Source organism: Glaciecola sp. KUL10, assembly GCF_003203515.1.
Classification (GTDB): Bacteria; Pseudomonadota; Gammaproteobacteria; order Enterobacterales; family Alteromonadaceae; genus Glaciecola.
In genome coordinates, this window is sequence record NZ_BGNG01000001.1 from 858200 (window position 1) to 878284 (window position 20085).

Sequence of the window (20085 nt, forward strand, 5' to 3'; positions counted from 1 at the left end):
ATCAGGCATTTTTTTTACCTCTAAGTTCCCTTTTGTGTGAACTACTGCTTATTCTATTTATTGTCCTGCGCAAAATAGTCTTTGATAAAGGACGCAAAGTCTTGATTATCAGAAGCCTCGACTGCTTCTCGCTGAGCAATTGAGTCTTTTGCTTGTTGCTCAAAAGTCGCTTTCGTTAAATACAAATAATCGAACTCTAATGCATGAACCTTATAGTCAGCAGCTTTTTGTAACCCAAAACTGCTGTTATCGAGATTGCTAGCGAGTAATTCATTTAGCCACCGAGCTGAAGGCGTTAAGTCGGGATCGTTTATCTTTTCAAGCTCCGACTTTACAGCCTCACTGTGGCAATCAGTCCCATTTGCTTCATCTAAAACCTTAGCGATTAGTGCAAACGCCTCAAACAATTCGCCACCCCAAACTTTGAGTGTTTTTTCTTCACCATTATCAAGTAATGAAAGATCTGGCTTCCTCCCTTCCAATACTACCTTAGTCAAGTTTGAATTCGCCTCTGCATAAGCTGACGCTTCAAATTTTTGTGACGGTGTAAGCAAGCAATACAACAAGAACACATCAAGGAAGTAAAACTGCTCTGATTTGATACCAATGCTCGAGAAAGGATTGACGTCTAACGCGCGCACCTCGATATAACTCACCCCTCTATCCGCTAATGCATCACTTGGTTTTTCTAATGACTTTGCAACTTGCTTAGGACGAATAGGAGAATAAAGCTCATTCTCAATTTGCAGTACGTTTGAATTCAGTTGTTGCCATTCACCGTTCTCTCCACTGGCGAATTTTGCATAACTTTCTGATGGCGTATTAATCGCCGCTCGGACTGTTTTTACGTAGGAATCCAGGTCGTTGTAACAAATATTAAGTGCAGACTGTTCTGAGTTTGTATAGCCAAGATCACTCATTCTAAGTGAGGTCGCATATGGCAAATATAATGTTCCTTTGCCAAGTAATTTGAAATCAAACTTTTGCTCTTTCCCTGCTAGGAAAGACTTACACAAAGCAGGTGACGCTCCGTATAGATAGGGTACTAACCAAGCCAAACGCTTAAAGTTTCTGACTAAGTCAAAATATCCATTACTCACCGTTTGTTTGTTGAAGCCAAGCCCTTGAGACTGACACCATAACTGCCAAAACTCATCGGGCAGTGACCAATTAAAATGAACACCAGCAATGACCTGCATCATACTGCCATAGCGATTGTGCAGCCCTTTACGGTAAACCTCTTTCATTTGGGCCACATTGGAAGTGCCATAGCGCGCAATAGGAATCGCGGTTTCTTGACTCACAAAACAAGGCATACTCAAGGGCCATAGACGTTCCTCTCCAATGCTTTGCTGGACGTATTTATGAATATCGGCCAATTGCGATAACGTTCTTTTTACAGACGTTTCTGGAGGCGTTATAAATTCTAATAATGCTTCTGAAAAGTCTGTGGTAATAGTTTCATGAGACAATGGCGCACCAAGGGCTGAATGATGCGGCGTAGTTGCAAGCCCGCCCTGAGGATTAACTCGCAAGGCCTCGCGCTCAACACCTCGCTTAATCCCTGTCAACGAACGTTTAAATGCATCAGTGTTTATACGTGAAAGTCTAGTCAGAAAATCGTGTTCATTTTGCTCAGGCTGGGCCGTATTATTTGCCTGAGAAGCTGGAGTGGCTTGATTCAAATCATATATCCGTTCTGGTGAACAATAAAAACCCTTGCGTATGAGTAGCAAGGGCCTTGGTTCATTAAAATCATTATATTGCTAAGTTTAGTACAAAACTAAGGTCAACGTCATCTTTTGCATTCTTTTATTGCGGAACGTCTATCTCAATTATTTTCCTTTCAAAAACTTTAAGTTCGTCTCTAAGGGTCTGCGCTTGCCCAACCACAATAATATCCATCGAATCCGGATCTAACCACTTATTCGCCAATTTATTAAGTGTCTCAATATCAACGTTTGATATAATTTCACTTTGCTTGTCGCGATAATCAGATTCTAAGCCATAGCTAAGCATTTGAATCAAAAACCCAGCTTTATTATTCGGTGTTTCATATCTCAGCGCATCCCTTTGTGTAATTGAACGCTTCATCATGGTTAACTCTTGTTGATTCATACCGTCTTCGGCATACAACTTAAGCTCTTTTATTAACTCTTGAATACTTGCGACAGTATGCTCGGCGTTTACATCCGCCCCTGCGCTAAAAATGCCTAAGTCTTTGCCCCCAGCAAAGCCACTTCTAGCACCATAGGTAAAGCCTTTGTCTTCGCGCAAATTTAAATTGATACGACTGTTAAACATTCCGCCCAAGGGAAAATTCATTAAGCTTGACAGAAAATACTCTTTTGTAGCATCAAAGGTCATTGCTGGCTTAACAAGCGACACGACTGACTGTACGGCATCTGGTTTATCTACTAAATATATCGCTCTTTTAGGCTTGTTAGCCAAATCCTTAAAACTTGGGATATTCACCTGCTCACCTTGCCATTTTGACAACTTGGATAATTTAGTCAGGATTTGGGCTTGACTAATCGCACCGACAGTCACGATCTGAGCCACTTTAGGAGAGTAGTTGGCATCATAAAATGCGCTTACATCTTCAAGCGTGATCCTATTTACACTCTCAAGAGTGCCTGCATCTGGCAGACCTACTCGCGTTTTCTCTGAATATAAAATTAAGTCTCTGGCTCTATTTGCGAGTACAGAAGGATTTTTTAGCCCCTGCTGCATTGCTTGTAAATTAGTCTGTTTTACGCGTTCAAAATCGGCTTGCACAAATCCTGGCTGGAACAGTTTTTCATGCAAAATATCCATAGTTGCATCTAAGTTTTTCACCAAACTACTCACATAGATATTGGTATAGCGACCAGAGGTACTAAAACTAATTTGGCTGCCCAACAATGCAAGTTTATTGGAGAGAGACTCATTACTCGATAAAGAAGTTGATTCATTCATCATTTGAGCAGTTATTGATGCTAGCCCAATTTTATCAAGCGGATCTAATAACACGCCGCCTTCAAGCGCTAAATACAAAGTAACAGTGGGTGTTTCGTTTGACTCGACACCCAAGACCTGTATTCCATTAGCAAGCTCTGTTCGCCAAAAAGAAGGTAATTTAACATTTGGATTAACGCCAGGAGTAGGTGCGATAGAACGATCAAAGTCATCTTTTATCTCAACGACGGTTAATTCAACAGGCTCTGCATCATCTTCAATCACTCGTGTAGGTAGTTCAAAGTTAGGCGCGTTTGCCTGAAGTAGAGTTTGACCTTTTGGCACAATACTCAAAGTCACTGACGCTTTATCTTTTATGTACTTTTCGTATACACGCATGACGTCTGCTTTCGTAACTGCATTATAGCGTTTTAAATCAAACTCTATGCGATCTGGTTCTCCATAAAACACTTCGCTAGATGCGAGGCGTCTGACTTTACCTTCAACACTTTGTAGGCCGAAAATCGCGCCCGTTTCGATCGCTGATTTCGTCCGTTGCAGGTCATCATCTTCAACGCCTCTGGTTTCAAACTCAGCTAGACTTTGCTCAACGATGGTTTGCAATTGGTCAAGATTGGCGACCTGCTGTGGGTTGGCTAGGGCAATTAGATTAAATTCACAAGCAAGTTCTCGACATGGATGGCTTGCAAGTGCTTGAATTGCCAATCCATTTTTAACCATATTTTTATACAACAAAGAGGTTCTTCCGCCACCCAAAATATCTGCAAGTACGTCTAATGGGGCTTCGTCTTCGTGTCCAACATATACGGTGGGTAAGGTTATTTGCAATAAGGGCAAATGGACATTGTCTTCTAGCGTAATAAAGCGAGTCTCGTTGAGTATTGCGGGTTGTTTCTTTGCCTTTTCTACTTCTGGACCGCGAGGAATAGAGCCAAAGTATTTCTCAACCCATGCTTTCGTTTGTGCTTTGTCTAGATCACCACCAATGGTGAGTACTGCATTATTGGGACCATACCAGCGCTGAAAGAACGCTTTTAAATCACTAACATCTACTCTATTTAAGTCTTCAATGTAACCAATTACCGACCATGAGTATGGGTGGCCAACTGGATATAATGCCTCACCGACTCGCTCCCCTCTTAATCCATAAGGACGATTATCAACGCGTTGGCCACGTTCATTTTTAACAGTCTCTCTCTGATTTTCGAATTTTTCTTGGGTCACTGCATCAAGTAAAAATCCCATTCTGTCAGCTTCTAACCACAATATTTTTTCTAACTGATTTGCGGGCACAGTTTGATAGTAATTAGTAATATCTGAATTGGTAGACCCATTCATCGAACCACCTGCTTCGGTCACAATCTGAAAGTGCTCTTCATCTGCGACATTTTCAGAGCCTTGAAACATCATATGCTCAAAAAAATGAGCAAAACCTGATTTGCCATATTCTTCGCGAGCGGAACCAACATGATAGGTGAGATTGACATGAACTAAAGGATCGGAGTCGTCTTGATGAATGATAACCGTTAGACCATTTTCAAGCGTATATTTCTCATGCTTTATGCTTATACTTTCAATTATATGGTCATTAGCTATACTCTTTATGGTACTTGTGGAATGAGAACAAGCTGAAATTGTTAGCATTGATAGCAACACCCATAATACTTTGTAAAACAAGCGACTAAATCGAAATCTCATTCAAAATCCTTTGTTAATTTTGTGATGCTTTTTAATTCTATAAGAGTACACTACGAAGTAGCGTATGTTTAAACATTTATTTTGAGACCTATATGAGCGCAGATAAACCTTTATTTAATCATGACTTCGGGCTTTCTCAATTGGGCGGTAACCAAGCCTTACTAGACAAAATGCTTGGTAAGTTTGTTGACGAATTTAAAGGCAGTATAGACTTGATTAGAAACGCTGTGGCCGAGCAACGCTTTAGTGACGCAAAAATCAAGGTACATACTACAAAAGGTATTTCGGGTAACTTAGGGTTACAGGCTTTATATGCGTGTGCGACAGAGTTAGACGCAGAGTTGCGCAACCAAAACTGCCCAGAACCCTTGCTTAAAGTGTATGAAGATATCCTTACCGCGACGATAAACCACATACATTCAGAAGCGAATAGCGCCGAAGTGCCTGTAGAAATGGTTGATACCAACATCAGTGAAAGCGACGGCAAAAAAGCTCTTCTTACTAAATTGGAACGCAACGAGTTTATCGATGATGATGCACTTATCGAACTGGTCTCTGCGCTTCGTATTGAGGATGATAAAGCGCAATTGTTGATAAAATATATAGAAGAACTTAACTACCCTGATGCGATTGCACTAATCAACACTTAGTATTATCGAAGCATTGCGATTAATCAATTAGCCGTTGTTATGCATATTCCAGTCGTTTTTGAAAATGATGACTTTATAGTTGTTAACAAGCCAATCGGCTTGGATATGCACAGTCAAAACAACTCCCTAGGTGTCATAGAACAGTGCAAATCACTATTCAACTTGGAACAACTATATCTTACTCATCGACTAGACACGCCCACCTCTGGCTGTTTGCTACTGGCAAAAAACAAACAAACTGCTAGTGAACTCGGAAAAGCCTTTGAGAAAAAATGGGTCTACAAACTATATATAGCCTTAAGTGAAAAAAAACCCAAAAAGAAACAAGGCAAAATCAAAGGTGATATGGAGAAGTCTCGCGACGGTAGTTACAAGTTAAAGCAATCTTTAAATAATCCAGCGATAACTCAATTTAAATCTTTTTCTCTTGCTCCCAAGGTTCGCTTGTTTGTTTGTAAACCTATTACCGGAAAAACTCATCAAATTCGTGTTGCGCTTAAAGCTTTGTCCGCGCCGATCCTCGGTGATAGTAGATACAAAGGAAGTAACTCCGATAGGCTTTACCTGCATAGCTATTTAATCAGTTTTGAATTGAATAAAAAACAATACACCTTCACTTGTTTGCCTAATGAAGGAAGTTTTTTCAACTCACAAACACTAAATACTTTTTTTACATCAACTTTTAAACCTGAGGATATTCAGTGGTAGGGGTAAGTCAGGCAAGTAAGCTTATCCGCATTGCAATCGTCGGCAAGGGCGCGATTGGGTTAATCCTAGGCCAATACATCGCCAAAGCATATGGTGCTGCTGTGAGGGGTAATAGCAAAAAAGAACTAGCCAACCCACTAAGCTTCCTCATTCGAAACAAAAAACGGTATACCGATGAGCAAACGTTGACAATCAAAGAGTCACTTGATTCGATATCACCTTTGCCAATTCAAGCAAAACTAACAGATATTTCCTCACTTAAATCGAGCAATTTCGACTGCTTATTGTTGCCAATAAAGTGCTATCAAGTAAGCGAGTTCTGTCAGCAATACCAATTACTAGTCAAACCTTCTACGACCTTATTTCTTTTACAAAATGGGATGGGCGGTGGGCATGCTCTGCGTGCACATTTCCCAACTAACCCGATCCTTGCTGGCACAACCACTGATGCTGGCTTCAAAGCTTCAAGCTTGCAATGTCAGCAAACAGCAAGCGGCAAACTTGATCTTGGTTGGTTTGACACACCAGTAGAACAACAAGACCCATCAATCGCTCAATTTTTCCTAAATTGCCACCCTAACGCAGTCTTTCATGAACAAATAGAATGGGCTTTATTTCGAAAACTCTGTGTCAACGCAATTATAAATCCTTTGTGCAGTGTGAAAAATATAAAGAACGGTGGCTTACTCAATCACCTTGAAGAAGTTCGCGCGCTCTTTGAAGAAGTGTGGATTGCATTATTGGACATTACTGCTGATCAGATTAAAGAACATATAGATAAAGAAGAGTTACTTGACGATATCATGCAGGTCATCAAGCTTACTCGAAATAACAGCTGTTCTATGCGAGAGGACTTAATAGCGGGTCGCCCCACAGAACTTGAGGGTATTTTGGGTTTCTTATTAAACAACGCACCTAACGCGGATTTTTGTAAAATACGCGAACTTTATTTGTCTATAAAAAAACTAGAGACCAGTGGTCACAAATAAAAAAGACGAATGATAATTCGTCTTTTTTTACTTGAACAATGAGTTTGTTTACTCAGCCGGCAATGGCTTCATATGAGGAAACAGAATCACATCTTTGATTGTCGGACTGTCGGTAAACAACATCACCAATCTATCGATACCAATCCCCTCTCCTGCTGTTGGCGGAAGACCATATTCTAATGCAGTGATGTAATCTTCATCAAAGTGCATGGCTTCATCATCGCCAGCGTCTTTTTCTTCAACTTGCTTTTGGAAGCGTGCAGCTTGATCTTCAGAGTCATTAAGCTCCGAGAATCCATTGGCCAGTTCACGCCCGCCCACAAAAAACTCAAAACGGTCTGTCACAAATGGGTTGTCATCGTTACGACGCGCAAGCGGTGATACCTCCCACGGATACTCAGTAATGAAGGTCGGCTGATCTAACTGCTCTTCTGCAGTCGCTTCGAATATCTCACAAAGATATTTACCTGCGCCCCACACACCATCCACTTCAGGTTCTTTGATGTGTAACTGCTTTGCCATCGCTTTTAAAGCATCCAAGTTGTTTTCTGGATCTTTAATCGCTTCAACGTTAGCTTCTGGCCAGTATTTAATGACCGCATCAGCCATGCTCAAACGCTCAAAGGGCTGATCAAAGTCGTAAGTCTTTGTCTCGACCACTTCACCGTCGCTGTCTTTGACGGTATTTGTCACAATATTAGTGCCTAACACTGTCTTAGCTAGATAACGCAACATTTCTTCAGTGGTATCCATCAAGTCTTTGTAATCAGCGTAAGCTTGATAAAACTCAAGCATGGTGAACTCAGGGTTATGGCGTGTTGAAAGCCCTTCGTTTCTAAAGTTGCGGTTGATTTCAAACACACGCTCAATACCGCCTACCACTAAACGCTTCAAATAAAGCTCTGGAGCAATACGCAAGTACATATCAATATCCATCGCGTTGTGATGTGTCACAAATGGCTTCGCGGTCGCACCACCTGGTATCACTTGCAGCATTGGTGTTTCAACTTCTATAAAGTCGCGCTGCGTCAAAAACTGTCTGATACCGTTTACGATTTGGCTACGCACTTTAAAGGTTGCACGCGTGTCTGGGTTTGTAATCAAGTCTACATAACGCTGTCTGTATTTGGTTTCTTGATCGGCCAATCCATGAAACTTCTCTGGCAAAGGTCTTAGTGCTTTTGTCAGTAATTGATACTCTTGCATATCAACATACAAATCGCCTTTCCCTGATTTATGCAAGTCACCTGTTACACCAATAATGTCACCAATGTCTAGGCTACCGTAACGTGCCTTTATATCTTTTTGCGCGTCTTTTGAAGCATAAGACTGAATACGCCCTGTCATATCTTGCAACAGTAAGAAAGGTCCACGCTTGGCCATAATACGACCCGCGATACTGACTTTGTTAGCTTCACTTGCCAGTGTTTCTTTGTCTTTTTCACCAAAACCATTTTGAAGGTCTTGTGCATAGTGTTTTCGATCAAACTGATTTGGGTAGCCGTTTGACGGGCAGTTTTCACGAATTGATGCTAATTTCGAGCGACGCTCGGCAATCAATTTATTTTCGTCTTGTTGTTGGTCACTCATGTGAATACCTTTTAGCTTTAATCAGTTTGTTATAAGCCAGACTTGAGGCTGGCTTCGATAAATTTGTCCAAATCACCGTCTAACACGGCTTGGGTATTTCGGGTTTCGACGCCCGTGCGTAAATCTTTGATGCGAGAATCATCAAGCACGTAAGATCTGATTTGGCTTCCCCAGCCGATATCAGATTTATTGTCTTCTAGCGCTTGTTTTTCGGCATTTTGTTTTTGCAGTTCGTATTCATAAAGCTTAGCTTTAAGCTGCTTCATGGCTTGATCTTTGTTTTTATGCTGCGAACGATCGTTTTGACATTGCACAACAATATTCGTAGGTTCGTGAGTAATACGCACCGCAGAATCGGTTCGGTTAACGTGTTGACCACCAGCACCCGACGCTCGGTAGGTATCAATGCGCAAATCAGCAGGATTGATCTCGATATCAATATCGTCATTGACTTCAGGATAAGCAAAAGCCGATGCAAACGAGGTATGACGGCGATTGCCCGAATCGAAAGGTGACTTTCTTACTAATCGATGCACGCCTGTTTCAGTGCGTAACCAACCAAATGCATATTCACCCGAAAACTTAATGGTGGCGCTTTTGATACCTGCGACATCACCATCTGACACTTCAATCAGTTCGGTTTTAAAACCGTGCTCCTCACCCCAACGCAAATACATGCGAAGTAACATATTCGCCCAGTCTTGTGCTTCAGTTCCACCCGAGCCTGATTGAATATCAAGGTAGCCATCATTAGCATCATTGGGACCTGAAAACATGCGCGTAAATTCAAGCTTTTCGAGTGACTTGATCAATTGATTGAGCTCATTTTGAGCCTCTTCAAAGGTATCTTCGTCTTCGGCTTCAACCGCAAGTTCGACAAGCCCTTCGACATCATCCGTACCGCTGTCTAGGTGCACAATGGTGTCTACTACCAGTTCTAATGCGACTTTTTCTTTACCCAGTGCTTGAGCATACTCTGGGTCATTCCAAACATCTGGCGACTCTAGTTCGCGCGAGACTTCTTCTAAACGTTCTTTCTTAACGTCGAAGTCAAAGGTACCCCCTAAGCAGTTCAGCACGCGCGCGCACATCTGCAATAGAGGTCATTATTGGGTTTGTTTCAAACATACTTGATTTATAAACAATTACTTTAGCGATAATGGGCGTGAATAATATAGAAATTCACGCCATATTGATAGCAAAAACTAGCACGAAATAAGGGGCTTAAGCCTATTTTGGTAAGCGCTTTGAATAAAAAGAAAACCAGCATATTCAAAAGGCATATTTACCGCATTAAATGCAAGAAATGTAGGTGTTTTTGATACTGATCGACGACGTCATTTATTACAGCAAGTTTTGACCAGCCCATCACGCAATAATCTTGACCGCCTTCACTTAAATGAACCTCTGCTCGGTAATATAAATTATCGTCGCTTGATTCATCATCATTGTCTTGTGCATAGTCAGGTTGGGCATGTGGAACAGGACGCAAGGCATATACAAAGTGTTGCTGTTCATCCTGCTCTACGCTGAAATAAATACCTTTATCAGTTTGTTCGATCTTAGCTTCAATACCTGTCGCGGCAAGTTCTTGCTTGACCGCATTAAACGCGCCCAAACCTACTTCATCGATATACTTTTTGACCCTTTGCTTGTTAGGAAAATCCACCATATTGTGCAAACGCTCTTTCCAGCTTTCTGAATTACTAGTGGTGGTAGGTGCAGGCGAGTACGACAGGCTATCGCGTTTAAATGATTCAATTCTCAGTGCCTTCATTAATCCGACTAAAGCAAATAACAAAACAATTGCAAAAGGCAAGGCAGACGCAATTGTCATGGTTTGCAGCGCTCCGAGTCCATCCGACACTAACAAGACGGCGGCGATAACCCCTACCCCAGATGTCCAATAAATACGTTGCCAAAGTGGCGTATTATTGTTGCCGTGGCTACACAACATATCAATAACCATGGCACCTGAATCACAAGAGGTGACAAAAAACACCACGACCATCATCAAAGCAATTACCGATAACAGAGTTGCCCAAGGAAATTGTTCAAGAAACAAAAATAGCGCCACTGGGGTGTTTTCATTAGCAAGTTGTGCAAGTGACTCATTGCCGTGATTAAACACCATATCAATTGCGGAATTACCAAATATCGTCATCCACGCAAAAGTGAAAATAGTCGGGATAAGCAAGACGCCCAGCATAAATTCACGAATGGTTCTTCCGCGAGAAATCCGCGCAATAAAAACACCTACAAACGGCGCCCAAGCCAACCACCAGCCCCAATAGAAAATTGTCCAGCCGCCCATCCAATCCGTTTTTTGATAAGCAAACAGATTAAAAGTATTGCGCACCATGTCAGATAAATATGCACCCGTATTTTGCATCAGTGCTTTTAGTAAAAAGACAGTGGGGCCCAAGATAAGAATCAGCAGCAAAAGACTTACCGCAAGAATCATATTAAATTCGGATAGACGCCTTATGCCTTTATCAAGTCCGCTCACCACTGAAACAATCGCAAAGCAGGTAATAATCAAAATTAAAACCATTTGCACAACTGGGGTTTGAGACAAATCGAAGAGGTAATTTAGCCCAGCGTTAATTTGCAAGACACCTAGCCCAAGTGAAGTCGCCACACCAAACAAGGTGCCGATGACTGCAAAAGCATCGACCATGTTGCCACGCCAACCATATATTTTGTCACCAATTATTGGGTAAAGTGCAGAACGCAGTGTCAGCGGTAAATCGTGACGAAAACTAAAATAAGCAAGGGTAAGCGCCACTAAGGCATAGATCGCCCATGCATTTAACCCCCAATGGAAAAAGGTGGTTTTCATGGCTTCTTGCACTGCCTCAACGGTACCAGTTTCAGCGCTAGGCGGCGATAGATAATGCATCAAGGGCTCAGCCACCCCATAAAACATAAGGCCAATCCCCATCCCCGCGGCGAACAGCATTGATAACCAACTGACAAACCCGTATTGCGGAGAAGCATGATCAGGACCAAGCTTTATTTCGCCAAAACGAGAAAAACCCAAATAAATCGCTAATACCGAAATAATCGCAACCACAAGCACATAAAACCAACTAGCATATTCAACAATGCCTGATTGAAGCGTGTTAAAAAAAGCGTTGGCGTATTGAGGCGTGATTGAGGCAAACGCTAAAAGAGCAAAAACGATGATCGAAGCCGAAAGAAAAACTGGCTTGTTAAGCCCTTTGGTATGTGCTGACTGCATGCGACCTCAAGTTAATTGTTTGTTTCATATTTTTATCTAAGCGTTTGCGTACTGTAATAGGTAGTATTAAATCAGAATGCGACTAATAAAAACAGTGTCAACAAAGAATACAAACACTGAAATAGTGTAAAGATCGGCAAATTCAGCCGTAAATTTGAGTTCTTGCTCAATTGCTTTATCATGGTAATGCATACACACCTAATATTTAGAGTACTAACGTTTAAATCTTTAACTTAAACCTTAGTGATACTTTAAAGGCAAAAAAGTACCCTTGGAGGACACACTTGAAAATCAATAAACTGAGTTATGCAGTTTTAATCGCCCTTGGCACATCTGGCGCAATTAGCGCTCAAGAAGCCAATTCACAGCCTAAAAAAGCGTCAATTGAAACAATCGAAGTCACATCGACTAAACGTTCTGAATCCATTCAAGATGTACCCGTTACTGTAAGCGCGTTAAGCGGTGATGCGTTGAAAAATCTTGGTGTAGATAACTTCCAAGACTACGTTGAGTTTCTGCCTAATGTTGTTTTCCAAGGTACGGGCCCTGGCCAAAACGAAATTTATATTCGTGGCGCAGCAACGTCTCAAACCAATATTGCTGTTTCGACAGTGCAAGCACTTCAACCATCAGTGGCATTTTATCTCGACGAACAACCTGTTTCGATGCAGGGTAGAAACCTGGATATATATGCTGCCGATATCACGCGAGTAGAAGTATTACCTGGCCCTCAAGGTACTTTGTTTGGTGCTAGCTCTCAGTCAGGTACTGTGCGCATGATCACCAATAAACCTGACTTTTCAGGCTTCTCGGCTGGTGTAGACATTGGTACCAGTTTCACCAAAGGCGGTGAAATGAGTAACTCTGTTGAAGCCTTTATGAATTTTGCGTTGCGCAATGACTTAGCAGTCAGGGTGACAGCATATAGTGATAATCAAGGTGGCTGGATAGATAATATCGCCAATGACCCAGCTAACGGTGGATATACGGGTTCAGCAATCGTCATTGACCGAATTTCTGGTGGCGTACTAAGCGACCCTGCTAATACGCCGGTTGAAGTACCAAACAACGACGCACTTGTAGAAGATGATTTCAACGATGCAAATTACTCTGGTGTTCGCTTCGGTGTGGCTTATGAGATTAATGATGAATGGGATTTATTAGTTCAACATACCCAACAACAACTCGATACTGAAGGTGTATTTGCCTACGACCCTAATCTTGATGGTGAAACCTCAGTTAATCGTTTTTCGCCTGATAAAAATGCGGATCACTTTGGTCTAACTACGTGGACATTAACAGGTCGATTAGATGCGCTTGAACTTGTCTATACAGGTGGATTATTGGATCGTGATATTGATTCACAAGTTGACTACACGGGTTATACAAACGGTGGATTATTCGCCGCTTACTACGTATGTAATCACTACAATGCAGCGACACCAGCAGATGAAGAATGCTTAGATCCGACAAAATTCTACGTTGAAGACACCAAGACTAAGCGCGAAACTCATGAGTTCAGAATCAACACTGACGCAGAAAACGACTGGCGTTTAACAGCTGGTGTGTTTTATGACTCGCAAGATTTATCGACTATTGGCCAATTTAAGATTGGTAATACAGACTTACCTTTCTTCCAAAACTTAGCAAGAACAACAGTGGGTCAAGATGGCATCAACAGTGATGGCGGCCCATTTGGTTCAGAAGTGAGTTTTATAAATGATGTTACTCACGTAATCGATCAAATCGCAGTATTCGGCCAAGCTGAATATGATTTAACCGACGATTTAACCGTGAGCTTAGGTGCGCGTTGGTACGAAATCGAAGACATTTACAAAGGCTCAACATCGACAGTTGATGTGTCTAGACGAATCAAAGCCTTTGGTTCATTAGATCCTGCGGAGTTAACTGCAGTAGGTGAAGATCCTGCGGCAATTAATGCAGCTATAGCTAGCGGCCAATTAGATGTATCTTTGTTAGGTGCTGATGGTGTTTTAACCGTTGATGATGTTATCTTCAAAGCCTCTGTAGACTATAAAGCGTCCGACGATTTATTACTCTTCGCTACCTATAGCGAAGGCTTTAGACCACCAGTGACTAACCGTGTTGGTGGTGGACAAGCGACAAACCAAGCAGGTGCGTTTGACGGCTTTAGAATCCCAGTTTACTCAGAAACAGATACCCTCAAGAACTACGAAATAGGCATGAAAGGCGACTTCTTTGATGGCATCCTAAGAATGAACGTAACAGGTTATTTTTCAGATATAACCGACTTACAAACTTCACGTTTCGACCCAACCAATATCAGCTTTTTAGTATTTACTGACAACGTAGGTGATGCTGAAATTCGCGGTATTGATGGTGATCTAACATGGTTAGCGACTGATAGTCTGGTCATCGATGCGTCGTTTAGCATGATCGATTCAGAGCTGACTCGTATCAATAACGAACTTGCAGGCATTGCGCCACCAGTGGGAAGCGAACTTCCATATTCAGCTGATTTCTCGGGCAATATCCGTGCTCGCTACTTCTATGAACTAGAAGGCGGCATGACTGGCTATGTTAATGGTTCGATAGCCTACACTGGTGACAGGCTTGCAAGTATGACGATGGATGCATTTGTACTCGAAGAAACAAGCTCGCTTGTATACGGACGTGGAACTGGCTTGTCGATTCAACAAGAAGCTGCAACTTTTGCAGGTGTAAACTACTCTGATACTAATGGTCAGACATTTAGAGGTGGCCGTTACATTCAAGACAGTTATGTATTGGCAAACCTTGCATTTGGTGTCACTAATGATGAATGGAAAGCTGAGTTCTTCATCGATAATGTATTTGATGAACGTGCTGTGCTTCACATTGATAATCAGCAGTTTACACCAAAAGTTGTGACGAATCGCCCAAGAACATTTGGTATTAGGTTGTCTTACGATTTCTTTTAGGTTTTGAGCTTAGAATAAATTAGTAATTATGAAAGCGCGTTAAGTCTTGTTATGGCTTATCGCGCTTTTTTGTTTTACAGGGATAAAGTTTAAGGCGCTATTGAACGAGTAAACTTTGCGCCCTGTCAGTTATATTCAGCTTTTACCAGACAAGGCCTTTCCCCTTCATAAAAACGCACGAGGGCATCCATGCCGCTTTGGTGCCGCGTCCTTGCGGCACCAATTTTATGAAGGGGAAAGGCTTTATCTGGCGCGCTGAATGTTCTTTAGTAATGTTTGCTCTATAGTTTGATTTGTTATCATTGACTTGTAAAAACGTCATTTCCGCTAATGCGGAAATCTCCTTGGAACACATTTCACTCAACTTGTATAACGGTGTTTAACTGACGCTTGAAGTAAAATCCTCCAAAGACTGACAATAGACTAAATCATTCAATTATTTGGACAACACCAGTCCTCAACGATACTATCAACTAGCGCTTAACACTCACCCATTCTCAAATACGCCAAAGAATAATAAAACCAATATGTCTCAACCGCAAAAAACTGATTTCAAAGCCATTCAACAACTTATTTCATCTGGGCGTTTTACTGATGCTATCAATCGTTGCGAAGCGCTTCTTAAAGACATACAACGCGCTGATAGCCTGTCTCAGCAGGAGTGTTTATACTTAATGGCCGTTGCATTTCGTTTAAACAAAGACTATTCCTCGGCTATTGCGCAGCTTCAAAATATTCTTTCTATCTATGCTCAGCATTCGCGCGCGCTTCAAGAGTTGGGGTATAACTTTCGCGCTTTGAATGACGATAGATTAGCGCTTGAACACTTTTATAAAGCAACCCAAGCTAATCCTGCTTTGTTATCCAGTTGGCAAGCCTTGCTGCCTTATTATCAAGCAAAGGAGCAACTGCAAGCGACGGAGCTTTGTAAAGCGCAAATTAAAAAACTGAGTGACTTACCTAGGCCAATCCTTGCAGCCACTGATTTATTTTATGACGGTAAAATTGATGCCGCTGAAAATCTTTGTTTGCAGTATCTTCAGCAAAACAAACACTCGCTACCCGCTTTAATGTTGCTAGCAGAAATCGCCAGCAAGCTTCGCGCGATTTCTGAAGCTGAATTTATTCTAGAAACGTGTGTAGAACTAGCCCCAAACAATGCTGAAGCCATGTACTCTCTTTTCAAAGTTTACAGTAAGCTCGGAAAATTTGAGGCAGCGCTTTCACTTTCAAATAAGTTGTTGAATATCAATGCTGAAAACACTTTTTATAAAGTTGCTAAAGCCACGAGCTTGGTGAGTTTAGGTGAAATTGAAGATGCGATTGCAATATACCAAAGTGTGATTGATAACGAACAGGCCGATGCAAACTTGTATTTATTATTGGGTCATGCGCTCAAAACTAAGGGCGACAAGCAAGCCTCAATTAAAGCATATCAACAAGCTTATATGCTTTCGCCTACATTTGGGGATGCTTATTGGAGTCTAGCCAACACAAAGACTTATGAGTTTTCGAATGACGAAATTCAAAAAATGCTCGATGCAGCAAAGGCTCAAAAAACGTCTAGCAACGACAAAATTCACCTTGAATTTGCTTTAGGTAAGGCGTTTGAAGACAAGCGCTTGTATAAAGCATCGTTTGAACATTATGAAAAAGGGAATGCGATAAAGCGCTCAGAAATTAAGTATTCCAGTACTAACCACAATTTATTTATTGATAATCTAATCAAAACCTTCATGCCCTCTTTAGTGAGCTCTCTAGTAAGTGTTGGGCATCAAGACCCTTCTCCCATATTTATCGTAGGTTTGCCACGCGCAGGTTCAACACTCTTAGAGCAGATCCTAGCATCTCATTCTCAAGTTGATGGCACCATGGAATTACATGAAATCCTCAGCTTGGCGGCAAACTTAAGTAAAAAACGCCAAAACTTAAAAGCGTATCCGCACAATATGCCCGACATCCCGAAAGATCGTTTTAAACTATTTGGTGAAAAGTTTATTGCTGATACACAAATCTATCGCCAAGGCGCACCTTATTTTATCGATAAAATGCCCAATAATTTTATGCACATTGGTCTAATCAAAAGCATATTACCTCAGGCTAAAATCATCGATGCAAGACGCTCTCCAATGGCCTGTAGTTTTAGTGGATTCAAACAATTATTTGGTGATGGGCAAGAGTTTTCTTACGCTTTAGATGATATTGCACAATACTATCAGGCATATTTGCGATTAATGAACCATTGGCATGAGGTTTACCCCAATCAAATTTTAACGGTTCATCACGAAGACGTGGTCTCTGATCTAGAAAGCCAAGTAAAGGCTATTCTCAATTACTGTCAGTTACCATATGAAGAAGCCTGCCTCTCATTTTACGAAAACAAACGAGCAGTCAAAACACCCAGTGCAGAACAAGTTAGGCAACCGATTTATACGTCGGGGCTTGAGCAGTGGAAGCACTATGAAGAATATCTAACACCACTCAAACAGATATTTAAATAGAATACCTGTTTGAGCGTAATTTAGGGATCTAACTTCAGCCGCTAAAGTGAGTTTATCTTTTTGTTCAACTCATAGGCGGGTTCAGTCACTATCTTTTCAAGCACTGCAACGCGTTCTTTTAAAGCACCGACTTGCACTTTTAACGCCTCGTTCTCAGCTTCTACAGATTTGCGACATTCACGATTGCTTGATAATCCAAGCGCGCTGTCGCCCCAAGAATCCATACCAAGCATATCTTTCAAATCAATATTAAAGTCTTTTTTGGAAAAGCTCACAAAGCGCTTATTTTTGCTTAAAGCAGAACATACCAACCACACTGCAACAAAAAGACTAACAAAACTTACTACTTCAAAATCAATCATAACGACTCTCCTGTTTTTTTAAGTAGTCTTAGTTCATTTGTTTTTATTACATCTAAGTTACCGATAATTTTGTTTAGTTACACTTTCTTAAAAAGAAAGAGTTACAGACTATAGGTGAAAATAGAAAAATATGGATTGGGACATTGCTATCAAAGCTTTTTGGCTCATTATTAGAATCCTTGTTGCTTAAAAATACCATTGGTACATAACGGCCCGCATATCGGGCAAAAATACGAAGGCTATAATACCGAGCGAAGCGAAGGGAGCTTACGTGTTTTTGTCCCTAGCGAGCGCAGCGAGTGTTGATGCGTTTATTATACGCAATTTGCCACATTGTAGCGCATTGCTACAATGTGGTAGTGAACTATTAGGAGACATATGATGGCAACCGCGAGCGTAAGACTAGACCAAGATCCTAGTTGAGAAAGCTACCATTATGGGCAAAGCACAAAATAAGAATATGCTTCTTGCAAGTCCAATTCTGCCTCTGGTCGTATCCTTACGTTTTCAAACATTACTTATTTAGAATCCTCGATTTAACAGAGTCCCAAGGGGTTCCAGTATTGCCGTCAATTTCAAAATCTGTGACTCTTCTGTCTAGCTCAGCTTTCTGATTTGCTGAAACATCTAAAGAGTCTTCATTAACTGCAACTGAATCCCAAAGCTGTTGTGCCAAAACAACCTTTTCATTTGTCGTAAGAGAATCGATCTTCATTAGCCGCTCCAACTTAGTATATGAATAATTTAAAGTATAAACCAATTTCTACAATGAAACACCTGTACCACTAAGCACATAACGAGACTGTAGAATTTATCCAGCCTCCATAATTAGTCTTACAGTGAGTCTATACCTTAAATCTTCAATGTTAAACCTTGCTGAAGCGATCTGAACATGATCTAATTAACATCATTCGCACTGCTATTACGCCATGCCTAATTACAAGCCTGATTTTACCAAACAAGCTAAATTCATTCCCGTAGACTTTACCGAGCAAATTATTCCTGACACCTTCGAATACGCGCTCAACCATATCGTGAACCCTCATCTAGATTTGCGCCCCTTCGATTCGCTTTACAATAATGAGCAAAAAGGCGCTGCCGCATATTCTCCGTCGGTAATGCTCAAAATCATCTTATTTGCCTACGCCCATGGCATGATTTCTAGCAGACGTATCGCTAAAGCCTGCCAAACGAATATCACCGATAATGACAGCGCTAAGATGCTCACTAACAAAGGCACCATTCAAGGGTATAACGGTGTCGCGATTAGTGACGATAAACATCAAATCATTGTGCAAGCCCAAGCATGGGACGCTGTGAATGAGCAACAAACATTGCAGCCCGCCATCAAACAACTTCAAGGTCAGCTTAGTCGCATTGGTAAAACCACCAGTCTTCAACAGGCTAAATTCTCTGCTGACAGTGGCTTTCATAGCAAAGCTAACCTCGTGTATTTAGACGAACAAGGCATTGATAGTTACATCGCCGATACAGGCTTTCGGTCACGTAATCCCTTGTTTCAAAACAGTCAAACTTATCAAGCCACCAAACGCAAAAAACGAGGGTATGACAAACCGAAACTATTTACCCGCGATGACTTTCACTTTAATCGACAAGCATTATCATGCGTCTGCCCTGCTGGCAATGTCATGTGGCTTACCTCTAAAAAACCTCACACCAACAATGACCAACGCTATATTACTTACCAAGGTTATTTAAAAGACTGTCGTACCTGCCCCATGCAATCACAGTGTATGCGCTCCCCACCCAAAGAAAGAGGTAGACAAGTGACCTTTACCAGTCAGGATAAACCGACCAAAATCGCGTCTATCATTCAACAGATGAAAGACAAAATAGACAGTAAACAAGGGCGGCGAGAATACAGCAAACGATTAGGCTGTATTGAGCCTGTGTTTGCCAATATCACTAAGCATAAAAAAATGGACTACTTTACCTTAAGAGGCAAAACTAAGGTCAATACACAGTGGTTGATGTATTGCTTAGTGCATAATATTGAAAAACTGAGAGAGCACGTCGCCTAGGGGGATAACACGCTCTTTTTAACAGCAAACAACCTCGTCTAAGCAGGCTCAATCGGATCTAACACACCTAATTTACTTTGATAAAGAAATGGCATATTAAAATCATGCAATATCGGACAACGAACAGCGGCTCGAAACGTCATGATATTGGGCTTGTAAATGATAAATTCTGCAGTCTCAACACTAAGCTAAGGGGCAAAAGCACAATGCGAAAATGGCGGAGCCGCATTGTGTTTTTGTCCCAGCAGCCCGCGCAGCGGGTTGCGACTTAAGCGTTTTGTTAGAAGCCACTTGCATAGTACGGTTCAATTTCAAATAGTCCATTATCAACTGATAAAACTGCTGGGTAATATGCTCGATAAGTAGCATCAAGAATTTCATCGACAACCCATAGTAAATAT

Annotated in this window: 13 protein-coding genes; 6 read left to right on the forward strand and 7 right to left on the reverse strand. The window is 41.4% G+C overall.

The window, feature by feature from the left end; translation table 11 throughout:
• Nucleotides 1–53: 53 nt before the first annotated feature.
• Nucleotides 54–1616, reverse strand: a complete 1563-nt coding sequence (gshA, locus tag KUL10_RS03870) for a glutamate--cysteine ligase (protein ID WP_110427619.1) — start codon at nucleotides 1614–1616, stop codon at nucleotides 54–56.
• Nucleotides 1617–1812: 196 nt separating this feature from the next.
• Nucleotides 1813–4656 carry a pitrilysin family protein gene (locus KUL10_RS03875; RefSeq protein ID WP_110427547.1) on the reverse strand — a complete coding sequence of 948 codons (2844 nt, stop codon included), beginning with the start codon at nucleotides 4654–4656 and terminating at the stop codon, nucleotides 1813–1815.
• Nucleotides 4657–4748: 92 nt separating this feature from the next.
• Here KUL10_RS03875 and KUL10_RS03880 point away from each other — a divergent pair, with 92 nt between their 5' ends.
• Genes KUL10_RS03880 through KUL10_RS03890 form a run of 3 tightly spaced genes read left to right on the forward strand, consistent with a single transcriptional unit; the run spans nucleotide 4749 to nucleotide 7003 of the window.
• Nucleotides 4749–5306, forward strand: coding sequence for an Hpt domain-containing protein (locus tag KUL10_RS03880; protein WP_110427548.1), 558 nt, complete (start codon nucleotides 4749–4751; stop codon nucleotides 5304–5306).
• Between the two features lie 39 nt (nucleotides 5307–5345).
• Complete coding sequence (locus tag KUL10_RS03885) at nucleotides 5346–6014, forward strand: TIGR01621 family pseudouridine synthase (RefSeq protein WP_110427549.1); 669 nt, start codon at nucleotides 5346–5348, stop codon at nucleotides 6012–6014.
• On the forward strand, nucleotides 6008–7003 hold the full coding sequence (locus tag KUL10_RS03890; protein WP_110427550.1) for a ketopantoate reductase family protein: 996 nt from the start codon (nucleotides 6008–6010) through the stop codon (nucleotides 7001–7003). The genes KUL10_RS03885 and KUL10_RS03890 overlap by 7 nt, the downstream gene beginning before the upstream one ends.
• 48 nt (nucleotides 7004–7051) lie before the next feature.
• Here the strand turns inward: KUL10_RS03890 and lysS are convergent, their stop codons facing one another.
• The 3 genes from lysS to KUL10_RS03905 form a co-directional block, all read right to left on the reverse strand.
• On the reverse strand, nucleotides 7052–8593 hold the full coding sequence (gene lysS, locus KUL10_RS03895; RefSeq protein ID WP_110427551.1) for a lysine--tRNA ligase: 1542 nt from the start codon (nucleotides 8591–8593) through the stop codon (nucleotides 7052–7054).
• 29 nt (nucleotides 8594–8622) lie between these two features.
• Nucleotides 8623–9721, reverse strand: a protein-coding gene (gene prfB / locus KUL10_RS03900; RefSeq protein ID WP_110427552.1) for a peptide chain release factor 2 whose coding sequence is annotated in 2 segments (ribosomal slippage) — nucleotides 8623–9645 and nucleotides 9647–9721 — 1098 coding nt in all. Because the reading frame shifts where the segments join, the coding sequence is not laid out codon by codon here.
• A 157-nt stretch (nucleotides 9722–9878) separates the two neighbouring features.
• Nucleotides 9879–11837, reverse strand: coding sequence for a choline BCCT transporter BetT (locus tag KUL10_RS03905; protein WP_110427553.1), 1959 nt, complete (start codon nucleotides 11835–11837; stop codon nucleotides 9879–9881).
• A gap of 284 nt (nucleotides 11838–12121) precedes the next feature.
• On the opposite strand from KUL10_RS03905, the gene KUL10_RS03910 reads away from it, so the two are divergent.
• The gene (locus tag KUL10_RS03910; RefSeq protein WP_110427554.1) at nucleotides 12122–14779 is read left to right on the forward strand and encodes a TonB-dependent receptor; all 2658 of its coding nucleotides are present in this window, start codon (nucleotides 12122–12124) and stop codon (nucleotides 14777–14779) included.
• Between the two features lie 527 nt (nucleotides 14780–15306).
• Nucleotides 15307–17280 (forward strand): tetratricopeptide repeat-containing sulfotransferase family protein, encoded by a 1974-nt coding sequence (locus KUL10_RS03920; protein WP_110427556.1) that lies wholly within the window; start codon nucleotides 15307–15309, stop codon nucleotides 17278–17280.
• A 41-nt stretch (nucleotides 17281–17321) separates the two neighbouring features.
• Here KUL10_RS03920 and KUL10_RS03925 read toward each other — a convergent pair whose 3' ends face one another.
• Both KUL10_RS03925 and KUL10_RS03930 read right to left on the reverse strand, forming a co-directional pair.
• The gene (locus KUL10_RS03925; RefSeq protein WP_110427557.1) at nucleotides 17322–17642 is read right to left on the reverse strand and encodes a hypothetical protein; all 321 of its coding nucleotides are present in this window, start codon (nucleotides 17640–17642) and stop codon (nucleotides 17322–17324) included.
• 514 nt (nucleotides 17643–18156) lie between these two features.
• The gene (locus KUL10_RS03930) at nucleotides 18157–18357 is read right to left on the reverse strand and encodes an addiction module protein (protein WP_110427558.1); all 201 of its coding nucleotides are present in this window, start codon (nucleotides 18355–18357) and stop codon (nucleotides 18157–18159) included.
• 214 nt (nucleotides 18358–18571) lie between these two features.
• Here KUL10_RS03930 and KUL10_RS03935 point away from each other — a divergent pair, with 214 nt between their 5' ends.
• Nucleotides 18572–19684: a transposase gene (locus KUL10_RS03935; protein ID WP_110427559.1), complete on the forward strand. Its 1113-nt coding sequence runs from the start codon at nucleotides 18572–18574 to the stop codon at nucleotides 19682–19684.
• Nucleotides 19685–20085: the final 401 nt, after the last annotated feature.

Bases quoted from the DNA above. Each gene is read 5' to 3' on its own strand.
- KUL10_RS03935 (WP_110427559.1), top strand. From the start codon at position 18,572: ATGCCTAATTACAAGCCTGATTTTACCAAACAAGCTAAATTCATTCCC.
- KUL10_RS03905 (WP_110427553.1), bottom strand. From the start codon at position 11,837: ATGCAGTCAGCACATACCAAAGGGCTTAACAAGCCAGTTTTTCTTTCG.
- KUL10_RS03925 (WP_110427557.1), bottom strand. From the start codon at position 17,642: ATGATTGATTTTGAAGTAGTAAGTTTTGTTAGTCTTTTTGTTGCAGTG.
- lysS (WP_110427551.1), bottom strand. From the start codon at position 8,593: ATGAGTGACCAACAACAAGACGAAAATAAATTGATTGCCGAGCGTCGC.
- KUL10_RS03920 (WP_110427556.1), top strand. From the start codon at position 15,307: ATGTCTCAACCGCAAAAAACTGATTTCAAAGCCATTCAACAACTTATT.
- KUL10_RS03885 (WP_110427549.1), top strand. From the start codon at position 5,346: ATGCATATTCCAGTCGTTTTTGAAAATGATGACTTTATAGTTGTTAAC.
- KUL10_RS03880 (WP_110427548.1), top strand. From the start codon at position 4,749: ATGAGCGCAGATAAACCTTTATTTAATCATGACTTCGGGCTTTCTCAA.
- KUL10_RS03875 (WP_110427547.1), bottom strand. From the start codon at position 4,656: ATGAGATTTCGATTTAGTCGCTTGTTTTACAAAGTATTATGGGTGTTG.
- KUL10_RS03930 (WP_110427558.1), bottom strand. From the start codon at position 18,357: ATGAAGATCGATTCTCTTACGACAAATGAAAAGGTTGTTTTGGCACAA.